This is a genomic window from Flavobacterium subsaxonicum WB 4.1-42 = DSM 21790 (assembly GCF_000422725.1).
In the GTDB taxonomy this organism is placed as follows: domain Bacteria; phylum Bacteroidota; class Bacteroidia; order Flavobacteriales; family Flavobacteriaceae; genus Flavobacterium; species Flavobacterium subsaxonicum.
The window spans coordinates 617,777-639,072 of record NZ_AUGP01000017.1; the positions used below are offsets into that span (position 1 = coordinate 617,777).

At 41.6% G+C, this 21,296-nt stretch carries 16 protein-coding genes and 1 tRNA gene; 4 read left to right on the plus strand and 13 right to left on the minus strand.

What is annotated here, in order from left to right:
• Nucleotides 1-46: 46 nt before the first annotated feature.
• Nucleotides 47-1,069, minus strand: a complete 1,023-nt coding sequence (gene ruvB, locus G509_RS0105660) for a Holliday junction branch migration DNA helicase RuvB (protein WP_026990638.1) — start codon at nt 1,067-1,069, stop codon at nt 47-49.
• A gap of 32 nt (nt 1,070-1,101) precedes the next feature.
• Nucleotides 1,102-1,395: a GNAT family N-acetyltransferase gene (locus G509_RS0105665; protein ID WP_026990639.1), complete on the minus strand. Its 294-nt coding sequence runs from the start codon at nt 1,393-1,395 to the stop codon at nt 1,102-1,104.
• A 315-nt stretch (nt 1,396-1,710) separates the two neighbouring features.
• On the opposite strand from G509_RS0105665, the gene G509_RS0105675 reads away from it, so the two are divergent.
• A complete protein-coding gene (locus G509_RS0105675; protein WP_026990640.1) occupies nt 1,711-3,132 on the plus strand; it encodes an APC family permease in 1,422 nt (473 codons plus the stop codon).
• A 513-nt stretch (nt 3,133-3,645) separates the two neighbouring features.
• Here the strand turns inward: G509_RS0105675 and G509_RS0105680 are convergent.
• Genes G509_RS0105680 through G509_RS0105715 form a run of 8 tightly spaced genes read right to left on the minus strand, consistent with a single transcriptional unit; the run spans nt 3,646 to nt 15,298 of the window.
• Entirely contained in the window at nt 3,646-5,457 is a 1,812-nt protein-coding gene (locus G509_RS0105680; protein WP_026990641.1) for a cytochrome c oxidase subunit I, read from the minus strand.
• Nucleotides 5,458-5,489: 32 nt separating this feature from the next.
• Nucleotides 5,490-6,680: a cytochrome c oxidase subunit II gene (locus G509_RS0105685; protein ID WP_026990642.1), complete on the minus strand. Its 1,191-nt coding sequence runs from the start codon at nt 6,678-6,680 to the stop codon at nt 5,490-5,492.
• 19 nt (nt 6,681-6,699) lie between these two features.
• Nucleotides 6,700-8,274 (minus strand): hypothetical protein, encoded by a 1,575-nt coding sequence (locus G509_RS0105690; RefSeq protein WP_026990643.1) that lies wholly within the window; start codon nt 8,272-8,274, stop codon nt 6,700-6,702.
• Between the two features lie 25 nt (nt 8,275-8,299).
• Nucleotides 8,300-8,845, minus strand: a complete 546-nt coding sequence (locus G509_RS0105695) for a c-type cytochrome (protein ID WP_026990644.1) — start codon at nt 8,843-8,845, stop codon at nt 8,300-8,302.
• Between the two features lie 8 nt (nt 8,846-8,853).
• Nucleotides 8,854-9,378 (minus strand): DUF3341 domain-containing protein, encoded by a 525-nt coding sequence (locus G509_RS0105700; RefSeq protein WP_026990645.1) that lies wholly within the window; start codon nt 9,376-9,378, stop codon nt 8,854-8,856.
• Between the two features lie 5 nt (nt 9,379-9,383).
• Entirely contained in the window at nt 9,384-10,802 is a 1,419-nt protein-coding gene (gene nrfD / locus G509_RS0105705; protein ID WP_026990646.1) for an NrfD/PsrC family molybdoenzyme membrane anchor subunit, read from the minus strand.
• A 38-nt stretch (nt 10,803-10,840) separates the two neighbouring features.
• Nucleotides 10,841-13,915: a TAT-variant-translocated molybdopterin oxidoreductase gene (locus G509_RS0105710; RefSeq protein ID WP_026990647.1), complete on the minus strand. Its 3,075-nt coding sequence runs from the start codon at nt 13,913-13,915 to the stop codon at nt 10,841-10,843.
• 33 nt (nt 13,916-13,948) lie between these two features.
• The gene (locus G509_RS0105715) at nt 13,949-15,298 is read right to left on the minus strand and encodes a c-type cytochrome (protein WP_026990648.1); all 1,350 of its coding nucleotides are present in this window, start codon (nt 15,296-15,298) and stop codon (nt 13,949-13,951) included.
• A gap of 214 nt (nt 15,299-15,512) precedes the next feature.
• On the opposite strand from G509_RS0105715, the gene G509_RS0105720 reads away from it, so the two are divergent.
• Nucleotides 15,513-15,902: an SPOR domain-containing protein gene (locus tag G509_RS0105720; protein WP_026990649.1), complete on the plus strand. Its 390-nt coding sequence runs from the start codon at nt 15,513-15,515 to the stop codon at nt 15,900-15,902.
• Between the two features lie 128 nt (nt 15,903-16,030).
• On the opposite strand, the gene G509_RS0105730 is transcribed toward G509_RS0105720, so the two are convergent.
• Together G509_RS0105730 and G509_RS0105735 are read right to left on the minus strand one after the other, a co-directional pair.
• Nucleotides 16,031-18,079, minus strand: a complete 2,049-nt coding sequence (locus G509_RS0105730; RefSeq protein ID WP_026990650.1) for a M16 family metallopeptidase — start codon at nt 18,077-18,079, stop codon at nt 16,031-16,033.
• Nucleotides 18,080-18,094: 15 nt separating this feature from the next.
• A complete protein-coding gene (locus G509_RS0105735; protein WP_026990651.1) occupies nt 18,095-19,420 on the minus strand; it encodes a M16 family metallopeptidase in 1,326 nt (441 codons plus the stop codon).
• Nucleotides 19,421-19,712: 292 nt separating this feature from the next.
• Between G509_RS0105735 and rplU the strand changes: the two genes are divergently transcribed.
• Nucleotides 19,713-20,078 (plus strand): 50S ribosomal protein L21, encoded by a 366-nt coding sequence (gene rplU, locus G509_RS0105740; RefSeq protein WP_026990652.1) that lies wholly within the window; start codon nt 19,713-19,715, stop codon nt 20,076-20,078.
• Nucleotides 20,079-20,104: 26 nt separating this feature from the next.
• Entirely contained in the window at nt 20,105-20,365 is a 261-nt protein-coding gene (rpmA, locus tag G509_RS0105745; RefSeq protein ID WP_026990653.1) for a 50S ribosomal protein L27, read from the plus strand.
• Between the two features lie 480 nt (nt 20,366-20,845).
• Here rpmA and G509_RS0105760 read toward each other — a convergent pair.
• A tRNA-Gln gene (locus tag G509_RS0105760) sits at nt 20,846-20,916 on the minus strand.
• Nucleotides 20,917-21,296: the final 380 nt, after the last annotated feature.

The window sequence follows — 21,296 nt, forward strand, 5'->3', positions numbered from 1 at the left end:
ACAGCCGTGTGGAGAACTCAATCTGAATTCTAAAATCTTAATTTCTTTAGAAAAGCCCTCCCTGTATTCCCTGTTTTATCTTCCCTAAGTGCTTATATGCTTTTTCGGTAACCTCCCGGCCACGTGGGGTACGCATAATAAAGCCTTCCTGTATTAGGAAAGGTTCGTACACCTCTTCTATCGTTTCGCCACTTTCAGATACTGCGGTAGCGAGTGTAGACAAACCTACCGGGCCACCTTTAAACTTATCTATAATAGTGGTAAGTATCTTATTGTCCATTTCGTCGAGACCGTGTGCATCTACATGCAGCGCCTTAAGCGAATAGCGGGCTATCTCAATATCAATCTTACCGTTACCCTTAATTTGTGCAAAGTCGCGCACACGGCGCAACAGCGCGTTGGCAATACGGGGTGTACCGCGGCTACGGCCGGCAATTTCTATGGCAGCCTCCATAGTTATGGGCATTTTTAAAATGCCCGAGCTACGCTGCACAATAGTAGTTAACAATTCGGTTGTATAGTATTGAAGCCTGCTGGCAATACCAAAACGGGCACGCATAGGTGCCGTTAGCAAACCGCTACGCGTTGTGGCGCCTACCAGCGTAAAGGGGTTTAACCCTATCTGTACCGACCGGGCGTTTGGACCCGACTCGATCATGATGTCGATCTTAAAATCTTCCATAGCCGAATACAGGTACTCTTCTACTATGGGGCTAAGGCGGTGAATTTCGTCTATAAACAAAATGTCGCGCTCCTCCAGGTTGGTAAGCAATCCGGCAAGGTCGCCGGGCTTATCCAGCACCGGGCCCGATGTTATTTTAATGCCCACACCCAACTCACTCGCCAAAATATTGGCAAGCGTTGTTTTACCCAATCCCGGAGGGCCATGAAACAGCGTATGGTCTAACGCCTCGTTACGCATATTGGCTGCCTGCACAAATATCTGCAGGTTTTCGAGCACCTGCTCCTGGCCGGTAAAATCGTCGAAGGATAAGGGCCGCAGCTTTTTTTCGAGGTCGAGCTCTTCGGGGTTGTAACTATTGTTGGTAGGGTCTAAATTCTCATTCATGGCGCAAAGATAACTGAATTTCGGTTAGCTTATTACATTTGATAACCCGCAGAAAGTATGTCGTTCCACTCCGGGTGCTCATTAACATAATGCGCCACATACGAGCACGACGGCACCACTGTTAAGCCATTATCTTTAGCGCATTGCAGGGTTTGCTTTACCAGTTCGGCAGCGTAGCCTTTGCCCCGAAGTTCGTGGGGAGTTTCGGTATGGGTTAGGTATATTTTTTCGCCTTCGCGATGAAATTCCAAAAACGAGATACCGCTTTTTGTGTGAAGTTCGAATTGTTTTTCGTCTTCGTTTACTTTAAAGGTTGTTTTTTCCATAGTGTGATGTTTTTATAAAGGTATTGCAAATTATTTTAATGCAACAATGATGACACGTATTGAATGTGCAGATTTTCTTTTATCAGCCAGGATGCAATACAAAACCTTATTAGCCCTGATAGAGCCGGTATCCTGCCGACCAGCGGGAGGCAGATAAAGGCGATAGCAGGAAATACGCTGGCTAATGTACGCATGCCCTTCGCTTCAAAAGGTTTTTTTTTATAACCCGTTTACAGCATAACAACCCCAAATTTAGAGACGCGCCGCAACTAATCGCTTTTTTAAATATCTTTAGCAAAATTAACCAAACCAATTATGCAAGAACAACACGAAGACAAACACTTAAAGCGCGAACTGGGCCTGCTGGACGGCACCATGCTGGTAGTAGGATCTATGATAGGATCGGGTATTTTTATAGTAAGTGCCGGTATTATGCAGCAGGTGGGCAGCGCCGGATGGCTTACACTTATCTGGGTTATATCCGGGCTTATGACCATGATTGCTGCCGTTAGCTACGGCGAATTGAGTGCTATGTTCCCTAAGGCGGGCGGGCAGTACGTTTACCTTAAAGAAGCTTATAACGAACTGGTAGGCTTTTTATACGGATGGAGCTTTTTTGCCGTAATACAAACCGGCACCATTGCCGCCGTGGGTGTGGCTTTTGCCAAGTTTACCGCCTACCTGTACCCACCTGTTAGCGACCAGAATATTTTGTATGAGATTGGTTCCTTCAAGCTCAATGCGGCACAATTATTATCGATCGTAACCATTATAATACTTACCTATATTAATAGCCGCGGGGTTAAAAACGCTAAATATATACAGACTATTTTTACGGTTGCCAAGATAGCATCGCTTTTCGGGCTTATTGTATTTGGTTTTATACTGGCTGCCAAGGCAGATATTTGGAACGCCAACTGGGCCGATGCTTGGGGTGCCAAGCAGTACGTTAAAGAGAGCGATACATGGGTGGCAATAGGTGGCAGTATCTTGTTTTCGGCAGTGGCAGCCTCTATGGTAGGGTCGTTGTTTTCGAGCGACGCCTGGAATGGGGTTACGTTTATATCGGGCGAAATCAAGAACCCGCAACGCAATGTGGGGCTAAGCCTGTTTTTTGGCACGTTAATAGTTACCGTCATTTACATATCGGCCAACCTTATGTACGTGGCCGTAATGCCGCTTGACGCTATTGCCTACGCCCCATCTGAACGTGTAGCGGTAGAGGCTTCGCAATACATTTTTGGCACAACAGGCACCTATATTATTGCCGTTATGATTATGATTTCGACTTTCGGATGTAATAACGGACTAATATTAGCCGGTGCCCGCGTGTATTATACAATGGCAAAGGATGGGCTTTTCTTTAAAAAAGCGGGTAGCCTGAACAAGGCCAGTGTACCGGGTTGGGGTTTATGGTTCCAGTGCTTTTGGGCATCGGCATTATGCCTTACCGGTAAATATGGCGACCTGTTGGATTATGTTATGATTATTGTGGTAATATTTTACATACTTACCATTTATGGCATCTTTATATTAAGAAAGAAAATGCCCAATGCCGAGAGGCCCTACAAAGCATTTGGCTACCCTGTGCTGCCATTAATTTATATTATCCTGGCATCGGCCTTTTGCTTTGCCTTACTTAAAGACAGGGCAAGTACGTGCGGTTGGGGTGTACTGATTATGCTGGCCGGAATACCGGTTTATTATTTAAGCAAGAAAAAAACACAGACAGAATAAGCATGATACTAAATATGATATGGAAAGACAGGTTTACGCCTGTCTTTTTTTGTTGTCTTATATGATGGGAGACATTGTTAGCGAGATTCTTCGACCGCGCTACGTTCTGTAAGACATGGGTGTTGCTTATCGGACAATAAAACTTTTATGTGAGATTCTTCGACTCCGTTGCACTTAGCTCAGAATAACAGCATATGTAAATTACAGCATATAAAGATGTAATACGCGATCCTTCAACTACACTACACTTAGTAAATAATGATATCAAATACAATATTGAAAAGATACTTCGACTCAATTTCACTTCGTTCAGGATAATACGAGCATTGGTCATAGGATAGCATAATTTTTTACGTGAGATTCTTCGACTCTGTTGCTCTTCGCTCAGAATGACACGATTGCCTTGATTCAATATATTGTATTTAAAAAAGTCATACAGATGCCATTGAAAATATCATATAACAAAAGAGGCTACCCGTTTGGATAGCCTCTTTGTATGTATTTTAAAAGATCTTAGTGATGTAGTTCTTCTTCGCCTTCCTTCATCGGAACGGTTTGAGGAACAAAGTCGTCATCATGACCCGGTTTGCTGTAATCGTACGGCCACCTGTAAACTTCAGGTATTTCGCCCGGCCAGTTACCGTGAATATGCTCAACTGGGGTAGTCCACTCAAGAGTGTTAGACCTCCATGGGTTCTGAACCGCTCTTTTGCCTTTAAACATGCTGTAGAAGAAGTTCCAAAGGAATACTAACTGGAACGCTGCACCTACAATAGCAAATATTGTAATGATTACGTTAACATCGGCAAGCTCATCAAATAATGGGAAAGCTGAGTTAGTGTAGTAACGCCTTGGTAAACCGGCCATACCTATAAAGTGCATTGGGAAGAACACACCGTAAGCACATACTGCTGTTACCCAGAAGTGAATGTAACCAAGGTTTTTGTTTAACATCCTACCGTACATTTTAGGGTACCAGTGGTAGATACCTGCAAACATACCATATAGTGCAGATATACCCATTACTAAGTGGAAGTGGGCAATTACAAAATACGTATCGTGAACGTTAATATCCAGCGTACTATCACCTAAGATGATACCTGTAAGGCCACCTGTAATGAATGTAGATACAAAACCGATAGAGAATAGCATTGCAGGGTTCATTTGCAGGTTACCCCTCCAAAGAGTTGTAATCCAGTTGAACGCTTTTACTGCCGATGGTATTGCAATTAGCAACGTTGTAAAGGTAAACACAGATCCAAGGAACGGGTTCATACCCGAGATAAACATGTGGTGACCCCAAACAATTGTTGAAAGGAATGCAATAGCAAGTATAGATGCGATCATCGCCCTGTAACCAAAGATTGGCTTACGAGAGTTAGATGTCATAATTTCAGAAACAAGACCCATTGCAGGAAGGATTACGATGTAAACCTCCGGGTGGCCTAAGAACCAGAACAAGTGTTCGAACAATACCGGAGAACCTCCCTGGTAGTGTAGCACGTCGCCGGCAATAAAGATATCAGAAAGGAAGAATGAAGTACCAAAACTCCTGTCCATGATAAGTAATAACGCTGCAGAAAGTAGTACAGGGAATGAAAGGATACCAATAACAGCAGTAATAAATAATGCCCAGATTGTTAGTGGAAGCCTTGTCATCGACATACCTTTTGTTCTAAGGTTGATAACGGTAACCACGTAATTAAGCGATCCCATTAGCGACGATGCGATGAAGATTGCCATTGCAACCAACCAAAGCGTCATACCCGTACCAGAACCCGGTATTGCCTGAGGCAATGCACTTAGGGGTGGATATATCGTCCAACCGGCAGATGCAGGGCCAGCTTCAACAAAAAGAGAACAAACCATTATTACTGAAGAAAGGAAGAATAACCAGTAAGATACCATGTTCATGAATCCTGAGGCCATATCCCTTGCACCAATTTGTAACGGAATAAGTAAGTTACTAAACGTACCACTTAAACCTGCGGTAAGTACAAAGAATACCATGATGGTACCGTGAATGGTAACCAGGGCAAGGTAAATATCATTTTTCATTACACCATCCGGTGCAAATTTATCGCCTAAAAGTACTTTAAAGATAGTAAACGACTCTTCCGGCCATGCAATCTGCATACGGAATAACAAAGACATAATGATACCAATAATACCCATTAAGGTACCTGTAAGCAGGTACTGCTTGGCAATCATCTTGTGGTCTAAGCTAAAAATGTACTTTTCAATAAAAGTCTGCTTATGGTGATGATCGTGGGCATCATGTCCGTGTTCGTCGTGGGCGTGTACTTCGTGTCCTACTGCTGACATATCTCTTTAATTTGATATAATTTTTAAAAGAATTATTTTTTAATTACCTGTGCTACCATGGTAGAATCGGTTTTTACTGCGGCTGAATCAGCTGGCTTGGCAGCTGGAGCAGCTTCGCCTTCTGCAGGAGCAGCAGGTTTTTCTTTAGACTCCTTAACTGTAGCAGCAAGTGTTTTCTTTTCGCTTAACCATTTATTAAATGTAGCCTCATCTTCAACAACAATTTTCATTTGCATGTTGTAGTGAGAAGCACCACAAATTTTATTACATAGTAACAGGTAGTCAAATGTGTAAGGCTCAAGCGGGCTTTCGCCTTTAGCTACAAGCTCGGCACTTTTCTTAGACCTGATCTCGTTGATGTTTGCTACTTTTTTCATGATGGCAGCATCCTGGCGCATATCATCGGTAGTAACCGTTGGTACAAAGCCAAATTGCGTAACCATACCCGGCACGACATTCATCTGAGCCCTAAAGTGTGGCATGTAAGCAGAGTGCAATACATCCTGAGAACGGAATTTAAAGATAATTTGTTTACCTTTTGGTAAGTGTAGCTCGCCAGCCGGGATATCATCCTGAGCATTGGCATCGCCCATATCAACACCCATAGTGTTAACACCTTCTATATAACGTACGTTAGCTTTACCAAGCTTGCCATCTTTACCGGCATAACGAACCTCCCAGCTAAACTGCTTGGCGTATACTTCTACATAAATAGCATCTTCTTTAGCTTCTTCGTCTATAAACATAATGTTAGTCCAGGCATACAATCCGTAAAGGATAAGGCCCGCAAGAACTATAACCGGTATAATAGTCCAGATAAACTCAAGTTTATCGTTATCTGCATAGTAAAATGCAACTTTACCTTTTTTACCTCTGTATTTAAAAGCAAAATAGTGAAGCAAAAACTGGGTTATTGTCTGAGTAATAAATATAAGCCACATAGATGTAGCCATAAGGCTATCGTACTGAGGACCGTGAGCCGAAGCCGGAGTGCCCAGTGCAAAATGACCCCATTCTATTAAAGCATAAATAGTAAAAACGTAGATGAAGCCTAAGAAGCCAAACATCAGGTAACCATTAACACTATTATCCCTGTCGGTAGCAACCTCAGAATTTTCATTGTAAGTAGCCGCCCCTATTTGGGTAAGGTGGAATATTTTAGTTAACTGCCATATCGCAATGCCTAATAAAACTAAAACTGCAATTACCAATAAACTTGTCATTTGTTTATTTCTTTAAATATTAATATTGAAAATGCTTACTTTCTTCAATCAGCGGGTTGCGTTTAGCAAGTAGCGGCTGTTTGGTTAACGTGGTAAATACTACCAGTATAAACAAACCTAAGAAGAACAATACAGCACCTATTTCGCCAGCACCTATAAACCATTGGTCTCCTACGGTAGCAGGCATGATCATGTTATAGAAATCTACATAGTGTCCGCAAAGTATGATAGTTCCGGCTAAAACAACAATCCACGAAAGACGTTTAAAGTCGGTATTAATAAGTATCAGTATTGGCAGCACAAAGTTCATAACCACCATACCAAAGAACGGCAGGTTATAATTTTCTATACGCATTTTAAAATAAACAACCTCTTCTGGTATATCTGCATACCACATAAGCATAAATTGCGAGAACCAAAGATACGTCCAGAAAACGCTAATACCAAACATAAATTTAGCAAGGTCATGGATGTGGCTTGTGTTAACATATTCCAGGTAACCTCTTGATTTTAGGTAAAGGGTAATAAGCGCGATAGTAGTAATACCGCTTACAAAGAAGCTGGCAAATACATACCATCCAAACAGGGTGCTGTACCAGTGCGGGTCTACCGACATGATCCAGTCCCAAGACATAATCGATTCTGTAACTATAAAGAATACAAGGAATGCAGCAGCAGCTTTAAAGTTTTTCTTGTAGTAAGAATTGTCTGTAGCTTCGTCTTGTAGTAATGAATTTTTTCTTGAATACTGACGGTAAAAAATCCAGCCAGCCATAAATATTGCAGCTCTTATAAGGAAGAACGGACCGTTTAGGTAACCTGATTTACCCTGGATAAGGTGATCTTCGGCAACTACTGCAGGATCTAACCATATAAATAAGTGGTGAAAATGCAATACACCTGCAACAAGTAATATAAATACAATTATACAGCCCGGGATAAGGTAGCTTGTAATACCTTCCATAACCCTGAACAATACCGGAGACCAACCTGCCTGTGCAGCATTCTGGATACCGTAAAAAGCAAGGGCACCAAGCGAAATTAGCATAAAGAATAATGCAGCAACATATACAGCAGCCCAAGGCTTGTTTTGCAATTGGTGGAAAACATGCTCTGCGTGCTCTTTGTGCGCATCATGATCGGCATGAGCATCATGGCCCTCATGGGCGGCAGCAACTTCAGAGTGTGCTTCATGACCTTCGTGGCCAGCTTCGGCGGCATCTCCTGTAGGAGAAGCTTTATCGTGCTCTGCCTCAGCAGTAACAGCAATAGTATCCTGGTGCTCTTCAATAGCAACCGGAGATACGCTGTCTGGAGCTGTATGTGCTACTTCGCTTTCTGTGTGTTCTACCACTACAGAATCGGTAGCAGGCTCAGCGTGTGCATGAGCTTCTTCAGTACTATGCTCGTGTCCTTCGGCAGCAGCTTCGTGGTGTGCGGCTTCGCCGTGGCCACCATGGTGCTGTGCAGCTACAATAGCCTCTGCTTCTTCAACAGTTGAGGGTGCAGTAAAAAAACTATAGCCAACCCCAAGGGCGCCTAACACCATCAGTATGAAGGCAAAAGTTTTTAATCTACTAGAAAATGTATACATATTTTATGCTTTCAGTGTTCTACAATTATAATTCACTCTTAAGTTTCATTACATAGTGGGCAACCTGCCAGCGCTCTTCCTGAGAAAGCTGGTTGGCGTGAGAGCCCATCATGTTAAGGCCGTAGGTTACTACGTGAAAAATACTACCTTCGGTAATAACCCTGTCTTTATAGTTAGGTACACCGGCAAATTTTTCTCTTTTAGAAAGGTTACCTTTACCGTCTCCTTTATCGCCGTGGCAAATAGCGCAGTATATTGTAAACAACTGCTGCCCTTTAGCCTCGTCTACTTCCTCTGGAGCAAGCGGCGATTTTAGGTTAGCCTTGGCAAGATCATATCCTGCGGTAGAGTTTTCGTATTCGTAAGGAGTGAATCCTCTTGGTATAGAACCCTTAGCCGGTAACTGGCCTTCTTTGCCATTAGCAAAAGAAGCCGACTCCGAATAAGTTTCGTAACCAACAGACTCGTACATATTTGGGAAATACTGGTAGTTTGGCGCCGAATTATCATGGCACGAAGTGAGCCCTGCAAATGCAGTTACCAATAATGCTATTTTATATAATGCTTTCATACTTCTTATTAATGCTTTTCAATTACTTTTACTTCTACAGCTCCGGTTTCCTGAAAAAATGCAATCAATTCGTTCTCGTTTCCATTAACAACAATTTCCATCAAAAAGTGGTCATCCGTTGTTCTTACATCAGGGTTTTCTGCCTGTTTAAAAGGCCATAGCCTACTCCTCATGTAAAATGTAATTACCATTAAGTGAGCCGCAAAAAACACGGTTAACTCAAACATAACCGGCACAAAGGCAGGCATGTTCTGGATGTAGCTAAAACTTGGTTTACCACCAATATCCTGTGGCCAGTCGGCAATCATAATAAAACGCATCATTGCCGTAGCAACAGATAATCCCACCAAACCATATAAGAACGAGGCAATAGCTAACCTTGTTGGGGCAAGACCCATAGCTTTATCAAGGCCGTGCACCGGGAAAGGTGTAAAAACTTCTTCAATGTGATGATGTGCAGCGCGGGTTTTCCTTACTGCATCCATTAGGATATCATCGTCATTGTACAATACATGTAAAACTTTATTGCTCATGATTCTTAGTGATGATTATGTTCTGAATGTGAATGATTGTCGTGTGCTTCATGCAGCTTTTTGTATTTTTCGCTGGATGTTTTCATGATCGATTTAACCTCTGCCTGTGCAATTACAGGGAAACTCCTTGAGTAAAGAAGGAATAACACGAAGAAGAAACCAATTGTACCTATATAGAATCCGGCATCTACAAATGTAGGCTGGAACATGGTCCATGATGATGGAAGGTAATCTCTGTGTAGTGATGTAACGATAATTACAAAACGCTCAAACCACATACCTATGTTTACCACAATTGAGATGATAAAAGATACCATGATGCTGGTTCTGATCTTTTTAAACCACATTACCTGCGGAGAGATAACGTTACATGTCATCATCAACCAGTACGACCACCAGTAAGGTCCTGTAGCCCTGTTGATAAATGCATACTGCTCATACTCTACTCCAGAGTACCATGCAATAAACAACTCAGTAATATAAGCCACACCTACTATAGATCCTGTAATCATGATTACAATGTTCATTAGCTCGATGTGCTGTACTGTAATGTAAGCTTCCAGGTTTGATAATTTTCTCATGATGATAAGAAGGGTGTTAACCATTGCAAATCCGGAGAAAATTGCTCCCGCTACGAAGTATGGCGGAAGGATAGTTGTGTGCCATCCCGGTATAACCGAGGTAGCAAAGTCAAAAGATACGATGGTGTGTACCGAAAGTACAAGAGGGGTTGCAAGACCTGCAAGTACCAAAGATACTTCCTCAAAACGCTGCCAGTCTTTAGCACGGCCGCTCCATCCAAAGCTTAATATTCCGTAAACCTGTTTTGTAAAAGGTGTAATTGCCCTGTCTCGAAGCATTGCAAAATCGGGGAGCAAACCTGTCCACCAGAAAACCAGTGATACCGAAAGGTAGGTTGAAATTGCAAATACGTCCCAAAGTAGCGGCGAGTTAAAGTTAACCCATAACGAACCAAATTGGTTGGGTATAGGCATAACCCAATAGGCTAACCAAGGGCGGCCCATGTGGAATACAGGGAACATTGCTGCCTGTATTACCGAGAAGATGGTCATTGCTTCCGCAGAGCGGTTAATGGCCATTCTCCATTTTTGGCGGAACAATAGTAGCACCGCAGAGATAAGCGTACCAGCGTGGCCAATACCTACCCACCAAACAAAGTTGGTAATATCCCAGGCCCAGCCTACTGTTTTGTTTGATCCCCATGTACCAATACCTGTACCTACCGTATAGGCTACACACGCTACGCCCCATAGAAATGCAGCAAGTGCAATAGCAAAGGCTATCCACCATTGTTTATTGGCTCTGCCTTCTACCGGACGTGCAACATCAACTGTTACATCGTGATAATTTTTGTCACCTATAATTAAAGGTTTTCTAATGGGTGCTTCGTAATGAGACGACATATTCCTTTTATTTGTTTCTATTAATTTATTTTATACTACTATGTATTCCTTACTTTAACGTGGTAGAATACATTAGGCTGCGTGCCAATGTGGCTAAGCAGGTGGTAAGCCCTTTCATCTTCTTTTAGTCTTACGATAGGATCTTCCTTCTCGTTAACATCGCCAAATACCATAGCTCCGGTACTACATGCTGCAGAACATGCACAAGCATCGTTAAACTCGCCTTTGGCAACTACTCTCCCTTCGCGTTTAGCCTTAAGGATAACCGCTTGTGTAGACTGTATACAGAAAGAACATTTTTCCATAACACCCCTTGAACGAACGTTTACATCCGGGTTAAGTACCATACGGCCAAGATCGTCATTCATATGATAATCGAAGTCGTTGTTTTTGTTGTACAGGAACCAGTTGAAACGACGTACTTTATACGGACAGTTGTTAGCGCAGTAACGGGTACCCACACAACGGTTGTAAGCCATGTGGTTCTGGCCCTGACGACCGTGCGATGTTGCTGCCACAGGGCAAACAGTTTCGCAAGGAGCGTGGTTACAGTGCTGGCACATTACCGGCTGGAATACTACCTGAGGGTTATCCGCAGGGTCTTCCATGTTACCAAATGTTTCAATAGTATTCATTAGGCCTGTAGTACCTTCTTTAAGCTCTACATCGCCTGCAAAAGTATCCTGAGATGAGTAATACCTGTCAATACGCAACCAGTGCATATCGCGGCTTCTCCTTATTTCAGATTTACCAACAACCGGTACGTTATTTTCTGCGTGGCATGCAATTACACAAGCACCGCAACCTGTACAGGCGTTAAGGTCTATCGATAGGTTAAAGTGGTGTCCTGTAGTCCTGTCAAAAGATTCCCAAAGGTCGATAGACGCAGCTGGTACTTCTTTATGATCGTAAGATACTACCGGCATGATGTTCCACTCTTCAACCGGTTTATTATTAAAGTCGGCTAAGGTAGCTTCTTTTACGATATCTCCCCTACCCATTAATGTTTTTTGAAGCTGAACGCAGGCAAATTCATGCTCGCCATCCGTTTTTGTAAGCTTGGCATTTTGGAAAGAGTTAAAGTTGCTGTAAAGCGTGTATGCATTTACACCCACTATCATCTCTTTTTTCATTGCCGCTTCGCGACCGTAACCAAGTGCGATACCTACAGTACCTTTTGCCTGGCCCGGCTGGATTATTACCGGAACATTTTGAAGTTTTACACCGTTAACCTCTACAGTAACCAAGCTACCGTTAAGGCCACCGTTAGCCACATTCCAATTTTCAAGGCCTAATGCATCGGCATCGGCTTTGGCAACAGTAACATAGTTATCCCAAGATGTTCTTGTAATAGGATCCGGAAACTCTTGTAACCAAGGGTTGTTAGCCTGTTGGCCATCTCCAAGACCTGTTTTAGTATAAAGCACAAGCTCTAACATACCCGCAGCAGGCTTGGCAGCAGCAAGGGCCGATGCGGCACCGCTGTAGTTAGCACCCAATGCAGCAGTTGTTGTTGTAGCAACACCGGTTAAAGCAACACCATCATGAACCAACTGGTTCCAGGTTTTGCCACCTGTATAAGCCGGAGCAACTGTTTTAAGGTAATCGTAATAGGCTTGTGGGTTTCCAGACCATGCAAGTAACGCATCCTGGAATTGTTTTGTATTAAACAACGGACGGATAGTTGGCTGCGTAACAGCATAATATCCTTTAGCAATGCTTACATCTCCCCAAGACTCAAGGTAATGAGGGGCAGCAGCAGCTACAGTTGTTTTAGAAGCAGTTTCATCTTCTTTAAGAGAGAAAGAAACCGATAGTTTTACTTTTTTAAGCCCTTCAACAAAATCTGCACTGTTTGGCAGGGTGTATACAGGGTTAACATTGTTCATGATAAGCGTATGTACCGTACCGGCTTTCATATCTTTCACTAACTGTGCAACTGCTTTAGCATCGCCTTTTCTAACATAACGTGCACCGGCAGGGTTAAATGCTGCAGAAGCAAGGGCATTGTTAATTGCAATAGCAAGAAGCTGTGCATTAACATCATCCAAACCTGTAACAAATACACCTTTAGATCCGGCAGCTTTAAGCTGGCTTGCAGCCTGCTCCACCGCTTTTGCATACGTTTTGTTTACATCGGGCACCGCTACAGAAGAGCCTGTAACAATGTTATATATTTTTACAAGAGCATATTTTTGCTCAGTAACAGTCAAAGGAATACGCTTATCAGCATTAGCACCTGTAAGAGACATGTTAGACTCTATCTGGATGTGCTTAGACATTTTACCGTTTTTATTAGGTATACGGCCCTGGGTGTAACCAGAATCGTAGCCACCACCCTGCCAGTCGCCAAGAAAATCAGCGCCAACAGAAACAATAACGTCTGCTTTTAAGAAATCGTAATCAGCAAGTGCTCTTTCGCCATAGACCTGTTGGAAAGCATCCAAAGCCTCTGATGAAGAAACAGAATCGTAAACTACATGCTTAAAGCCCGGGTATTTAGCACCAAACTCGGCTATAATTTTATCTGTAGACGGGCTGGCAAGTGTACCTGTAAGTACAACAACCGAACCTGCACCTGCAGCAGCCTGAGAAAGGCCTGCCGCAACTTTAGCATCTACCTCCTGCCAAGAAGCAGGTTTGCCAGATACCAAAGGCTGTTTTAAGCGCATGCTGTCGTATAAAGAAAGTACCGATGCATGAACCCTACCGTTTGCAGCCACTTTAGAGCCTGCAAGGGTATTATTTTCAACTTTTATGGGGCGCCCCTCACGGGTTTTAATAAGTATGTTGGCAAAATCAAAACCATCTGCCATTGTAGTAGCATAGTAATCAGCAACACCCGGGATTATTTCTTCCGGTTGTACCACATAAGGTATTGATTTAATAACCGGGCCTTCGCAGGCTGCCAAAGATGCAGCAGCAGTACTAAACCCTACATATTTTAAAAAGTCACGACGGCTTGTAGATGATGATGACAAAGCTTCTTTGTCGCCAAGAAAGTCCTCAGTTGGAATTTCTTCAACAAACTCATTGTTTCTCAGCGTCTCAACAATAGAGCTGTTTTCATTTAGCTCTTCAACACTTTGCCAGTATTTTTTGTTTGATGCCATGTTGTATATAAATATTAGCTTCTTATAAATTGATTAATAGTGACATTTACCACACTCAGTACCACCCATATTGGCAGCAGTAAGTTTTTGAACTCCATATTTCTTGGCAAGTTCGTCGTGGATTTTCTTGTAGTAGTCATTGCCTTCTACTTTAACATCAGTCTCGCGGTGGCAGTTAATACACCAGCCCATTGTAAGTGGTGCATTTTGCTTCATAACCTCGAAAGTTTCAACAGGGCCGTGGCAAGTCTGGCATTCTACACCTGCAACAGATACGTGTTGAGAGTGGTTAAAGTAAACGAAGTCCGGAAGGTTGTGTATCCTAACCCATTTAACAGGTTTTTGTTTTCCGGTATATTTTTGCGCAGCTTTATCCCACCCTACAGCGTCATACAGTTTTTGTATTTCGCCAGTGTAGAATTCTTTAGAATGATCTACGTATAATGAATCTTTATCGCCTGCAAATTCAGCAATATTCTTATGGCAGTTCATACACACATTAAGTGATGGAATACCCGAATTTTTACTTACCCTTGCAGCAGAGTGACAGTATTTACAATCAATACCGTTATCGCCGGCGTGAATTTTGTGCGAGAAGTGAATTGGCTGTACCGGCTGGTAGTTTTGATCTACACCTATTTGCATGGTATAACCATAAAGGAAGTAAGCCCCAGACAGCATTAGCAATATAACCGTTACCAATACAAGGAACTGGTTTTTAGCATACGCTTTCCATAATGGTAATGTAGGTTCGTTTTCTACAACTACAACACCGTTTGCAGCAGCAACCCTTCTAAGTGTTTTGTTTACCAAAACAAGCATTACAATTAATACTACAAGCACCAATACAAGCGCACCCAATATTAAAGTGTTTGAAGAACCACCATTACCTTCGCCACCCGCCTGAGCAGTAGTTCCACCTCCAGCAGGAGCAGCAGCAACCTCTTTAGGCTGCGACGTATACGCCATGATGTTATCAATATCCGCTTCAGCAAGCTGAGGGAACGCAGTCATGGTAACCCCACCGTTGTCTGCAAAAAGCTTTACAGCCTCAGCATCGCCCGATTTGATCATCTCGCTACTATTATGAATCCACCTGTAAAGCCATGCTTTGTCATGCTTATCTGCCACACCCCTTAAGGCAGGGCCCGTAGATTTAGCATCAAGCTTGTGACAAGAAGCACAATTGGCATTAAATAATTCTTTACCCTTTACAGGATCGCCTGCACCGGCCGGGGCCGCTGCTGCGTCTGCTGCAGGGGCAGCTGCTGCTGCCGGAGCCGCAGCTTCCTGGGCAAATGTAGAAACAGAAAAGCATAGCGAGAGCGCCACGCAAAACAATAAGATTCTTGAAATCGAAGTATGGTTACCCACTTTTTTCATATTAAAAATGATTATCGACATATTTTGGTATGATTTTTATTGGAGTATACTATGTAAATACTATACTTTTTTAAAAACTTCCACAAAAATACGACTTAAGAATTATTCTCAAACCTTAATTAAATCTTAAACCATAATTTATAACAATTCTAAATAAATCGCGTTATTACACGTAAAATAAATAGTTGTACATTTGTATTAAACTTACTTAATAATGAGAATTTTAAGAATCACGCCGCTACATTTTGCAGTACTTTTCTGTACTGTTATGGGTGGTAGCGCCATGGCACAAACTAACACGGTTACGGTATCTCAGGATGCCAAATTTGAAGAGCTTTTAAACGAAAAGCGCAAAATTAACTCGTCTATAACGGTAAATGACCGTTATAAACTACAGATTTTTTATGGTGCAAACGATAAAGCGCGCAAGGCTTTGCAGGATTTTAAACGCGATTTTAAAGACCTGGACGGCACTATTGTATTTGAAAGCCCTACCTATAAAGTATGGGTTGGCAGCTTTAGCTCGCGCATGGATGCCGAGCGTAAACTATCTGAAGTTAGAAAAAAATATCCTAACGCCCTGTTGGTTAAACCCAACAAATAAGAGCGCTTTATAACACAAAAAGTCCCGCAATTGCGGGACTTTTTTTATGTATATTATTTTTGCAGCAATAAAAACGAAAGGCTACCCGTTAAGGCAGCCTTTACTGTATGTTATAGTCTTATTAACTATTATTGAAAATCAGCCGGTGTAACACCTTCGTTTATCTTAGCTTCAACCACGGTAAGATCTAACTCTATACCAACATTCATGCTTACTTTGTGCGGCACTTTAATGCCTTTTACATCTTTATAATCGCTATAGTAAGTAGTTTGGGTAGCTTTTTTACCGTCCGGGCCTTCAGCCTCGTGAGCTTCGGCAATTTTGTAACCTGTTTTTACATCATAGTAAAAAGTAGTGGTTCCGTTTTTAACAGCATAAGCATCGGTACCGTTAATTGACTCTATACCTGACAATTTAACGTCTTTTTTAGACGCAAGGGTTAACTCTTCGAAAGGTACAGCGCTTGCTTTCATTTCGGCAAGGTCTTCGCCTTCAAGCTCAACTTTTTGGCCTTGTTGTACCATATAGCCTCCTTTTTCGTTAACTACCTGTTTCATCATGCTCATACCCATAGCTTTCATTTCTACAAGCTGTTTGTTCTCAACAGATACTTTTGTAGTAAGCTCAAGTGGTGTGCCCTGTACAGTACCTGTAGATTTAGTGTAGATGGTTTTAACCGCTTTAAGCGCTTTTTCTCCACCAACTGCCTTAATGTAACCATCTAAAACAGTTTTAGCCGTTACACCAGCAGGAACCGGTTTGTTAACCGTTGGTTTTTCTGTAGGCTTGCCAAATTTATCAAAGTAGTTAACCGGTATTTTGCTTTTTTCAAGACCCGGTAACACATCTGCAGCTTTACCTACAATTACTATCCTTGATTTATCTGCTAAAAAGAATTTGTTAGCAGCAGCCTTAACATCTTCCGGAGTTACTGCATTAATGTTTTTAATGTAGTTTTCGTAAAAATCTTCGGGCAGGCTTTGTGTTTGTGTAAGCAATGCATAACGGGCTACGGTAGCCGGTTTTTCTATCTGCATAACAAAGTTACCAACGTATTTTGCTTTAGCATTTTTAAGGTCTTCGGCACTAACCAGGTCAGCACGCATTTTTTTAAGCTCGTTAAGTATCTCTACAACCGAACTGTCTGTTACTGCATTTCTAACCGATGTAGATGATGTAAATGCACCTACATGCTTGTTACCGGCAATAGATGAGTAGGCACCATACGTCCAGCCATGAGCTTCACGCAGGTTAAGGAAAAGCCTTCCTTCGCCACCACCACCAAGAATCTGGTTAGCAAGAAGCGTAGCAAAATATTCTTTATCCGTCATTTTAAGGTTAACCACGTTGATTACAGAAATTTCTGACTGTACTGCGTTTGGCATATCAATAAAGTTTACCTGCGTGTACTGTACATCCTGAGGATCGCTGTAAGCAACCGTTGGGGCAGTACCTGGCTCCCAGGCGCCAAATAATTTAGTAACCTGTTTTTTAACGTCTTTTAGTTTAACATCGCCTACTATAACAAGGTATGCTTTACCCGGAACAAAATACGTATCGTAGTTTTGCACCACATCGGCAAGGGTAACATTGTTTAAAGTAGCCTCGCTTACAAATTCGCCACCAGGGTGGTTTTTACCGTAAGTAAGTACATCTGTAACCCTGCGGGCAACACTTTTAACGTCTTTTTCTTCAGATTTTAAACCTTCAAGAATTTGCGCTTTTTGTTTATCAAACTCTTCCTGAGTAAATACAGGGTTAAGGGCACCATCGGCCATTAGCTCTAATATCCTGCCTGAATATTTAGATAATCCGCTGGCAGCAGCGCCGCTATCCCAAAACCTGATATCGGCCCCAAGGTAATCTACCTCTTCATTAAAAGCGTTTTTAGACATTTTTTTAGTACCAGAGCCCATAAGTGCGCTAACCATATCGGCCACACCTTTTTTGTCTCCCTCTGTGTAAGGAGCATTGTCTAAGCTAAGGTTAAACGTTACCCTTGGCAGCTTGTGGTTTTCTACCACAATAACTTTAAGGCCGTTTTTAAGTGTAAAAGCCTCTGGTTTGCCCACGTTTACCGTTGGCGATGGCCCCGGCTTGGGCATAGGTCTGTCTTGTGCATGCATAGCTGTAGTAGATAAAAACAAGCCTGCTAATAAATATATAACTTTTTTCATGATTTGTTTTAATGCTTAGTTTTGTGCTTTGTCTTTAGCTGGTACGTAATCTAATACCAATCGTTGGTTAGTGCTAAGGTATTTTTTAGCCGCTTCTCTAATATCTTCCCTTGTAATACTACGGTAAATATCAATCTCGGTATTAATAAGGTTAACATCGCCATACAACAGGTAGTAGGTAGCAAGGTTATCTGCAACATCTTCCACACGCGAATTGTTGTTTACATAACGGTTTTCTATCTGGTTTTGAAGTTTAGTAAACTCTTTTTCAGATATAAGCTCTGTTTGTAACCTTACAATTTCGGCATCGGCTTCTTTAAGTACCTGCTCTGCCGTAAACGGCTGCATTGGTATAGCATAAACAAAGTACACACCGTAATCTTCCTGGCTGTAGTTAAACGCGCCAATTTGCAGTGCCATTTTCTTTTCGTCTACAATTTTTTTGTACATTCTTGAGCTTTTACCATCGCTAAGTAACGACGAAACCATATCTAACGTACGGGCATCTTTAGTGCTCATTGCCGGTGTACGGTAAGCCGTAACCACCATTGGCAGCTGAATGTTAGGATCCTCATAAGTAGCAGTAAACTGTTTTGTTATTGGAGCCTCTTCAAATTTTTGGCGGGTAACCGGCGTGCCTTTTGGTATAGCACCAAAATATTGCTTAACCCATTTTTTAGTCTGGTCTACATCAAGATCTCCTGCAACTACAAGTACTGCATTGTTAGGAATGTAGAATTTTTTGTTGAATGCCTGGAACTCTGCAAGGGTAGCAGCATCAAGGTGTGCCATGTCTCCAATGGTAGTCCAGCGGTACGGGTGTACCTTAAACATATTTTTTTTAACCTGGGCCAACATTGCGCCATACGGCTGATTGTCGTACCTAAGCCTTTTTTCTTCTTTAACAACTTCGTTTTGGGTATCTACACCAATTTGGTTAATAACCGGGTGCATCATCCTTTCGCTTTCCATCCAAAGGCCCAACTCAAGGTTGTTTGATGGGAACACTTCGTAGTAGTACGTTCTGTCATCAGTAGTGTTGGCGTTATTGTTACCGCCGTTGGCCGTTACAATTTTAAACCACTCGCCTCTTTTAATGTTTTGTGTACCTTCAAACAACAAGTGCTCAAAAAAGTGTGCAAAGCCGGTCCTGTCCGGAGCCTCGTCTTTAGCACCTACATGGTACATAACAGAAGTAACAATAACCGGGGCCGATTTATCCTGATGAAGGATTACATGCAGGCCATTATCTAATGTGTATTCCTCAAATGCTACTTTCTGGGCCGAAGCCGTTGCACCGAGCATCAGGAGTGAACCCAAAGCCATTATAGATTTTTTCATAAAAATTAATAATTATTTTTGATTTAGCTAATTGGTCTGCAATTTCGGTAATTTGTTACAATAATTCTATCTTTTTTTCTGAATTTGAAGTTTTGCAGCCACTCCTATATATATAAGGTGTAAATAAAACCGGCTTGTATAAACCATAGGCAGCTTAACAGCCAAAACAGCACAGCAAACCTTAATAATATACATAATAGCAATTAGCGGTAATATTTTAATGCAACATGTTGACTGATAAATAATAAATTGTATATTTGCAACCTTAAAAATTAATTTAAACCATATTGTTATGTACGCAATCGTAGAGATAGCAGGGCAGCAATTTAAAGTTAGCAAAGACCAAAAAGTGTACGTACACCGTTTGGAAGGTAAAGAGGGCGACGCAGTTACATTTGCGAAAGTTCTTTTACTTGACGACAACGGAACCGTTACTTTAGGCGCCCCGGCTATAGAAGGTGCTTCGATCGAAGCCAAAGTGCTGCAGCACTTAAAAGGAGACAAAGTAATTGTTTTCAAAAAGAAAAGAAGAAAAGGATACAAGAAAAAGAATGGTCACCGCCAGTCTTTAACTCAGATCCAGATCTCTGTAATCAACTTTGGTGGTACTAAGAAGAAAGCCACTAAAAAAGCTGAAGCTGAAACTGCAGCAGAATAATTACTAACAATTAAAAACAAAACATCATGGCTCACAAGAAAGGTGTCGGTAGTTCCAAGAATGGTAGGGAATCAGAGTCGAAACGTTTAGGCGTTAAGATTTTTGGTGGCCAGGCCGCCAATGCTGGTAACATTATTATCAGACAAAGGGGTTCTAAGCACAATCCGGGTGAAAATGTTTACATGGGCAAAGACCATACTTTACATGCTAAAGTAGACGGTGTTGTTAAATTTCAGAAGAAAAGAGACAACAAATCCTATGTTTCAATAGTACCGTTTGAAGCTTAAGACTTTCAGTTAACCCCTTGCGGGTTACACAAAATATAAAGCACCAGTAACCCTGGTGCTTTTTTTGTGCCTTTATTTTTTTGCATGGTTTTTTACAGAGAAAGGCTCCTACCCGATTTTTACAGACCACAAAAAAATACCCTTGCCGAAATAATTTTATTGAAAGATGGTTTGTAGCGAATCTCAAAGTCCGAAAGTGAAATATTAAGCCTTTTTTTGAGGTTTTTGACGCCAAAAAATGTAAGAAAATTTTAAGCCCGGGAACGAAATTTAAAATTTAGAGGATTTTAATCAGGGGATGTTTTAGAACAGTGGAAAATTTTCGAGATTGACAAAGCTTTCAATCCTGAAAGAAAATACACATAAAACTGATTTTATGTTTTGTAAACCTGCCGGTTATAAAGTTAGTAAAAATCCAAGATTTTGAAAATTAGAAACGCATATAAATGAAAAAACCTCCCATAAATGGGAGGTTTTCCGTTGGTCCACAAGGACTCGAACCTTGAACGACTGCACCAAAAACAGTAGTGTTACCATTACACCATAGACCAATAGTGCTTCATTGCGAGTGCAAATGTAACACATATTTTAAATAATGCAAACTTTCAAATAAAAAATTTTAAAAAAAATCACCCAAAATTTCCTGTAAAATCACAACAAAATCATTATCAAATATTTACAAACAACCCAATAAAACAATAAAAAACATAAAGACCGGCAAGCATATTGATTTAATTAATTATTTGACAATTATCCTGGTTTTAATACATGTGTTATCTAAAACAAATCGCCCTCCGGCAACCTCAAGTAAGTAGCCCAATTCTTCGGCACCAGTGCCTCCATACGATTTTTGCCATTCAAGTTGCCCGGTAGCTACTTAAGCCAATAAAAGCATAGTATTTTTTTACTCAACAGTTAAGGATTTGATTTG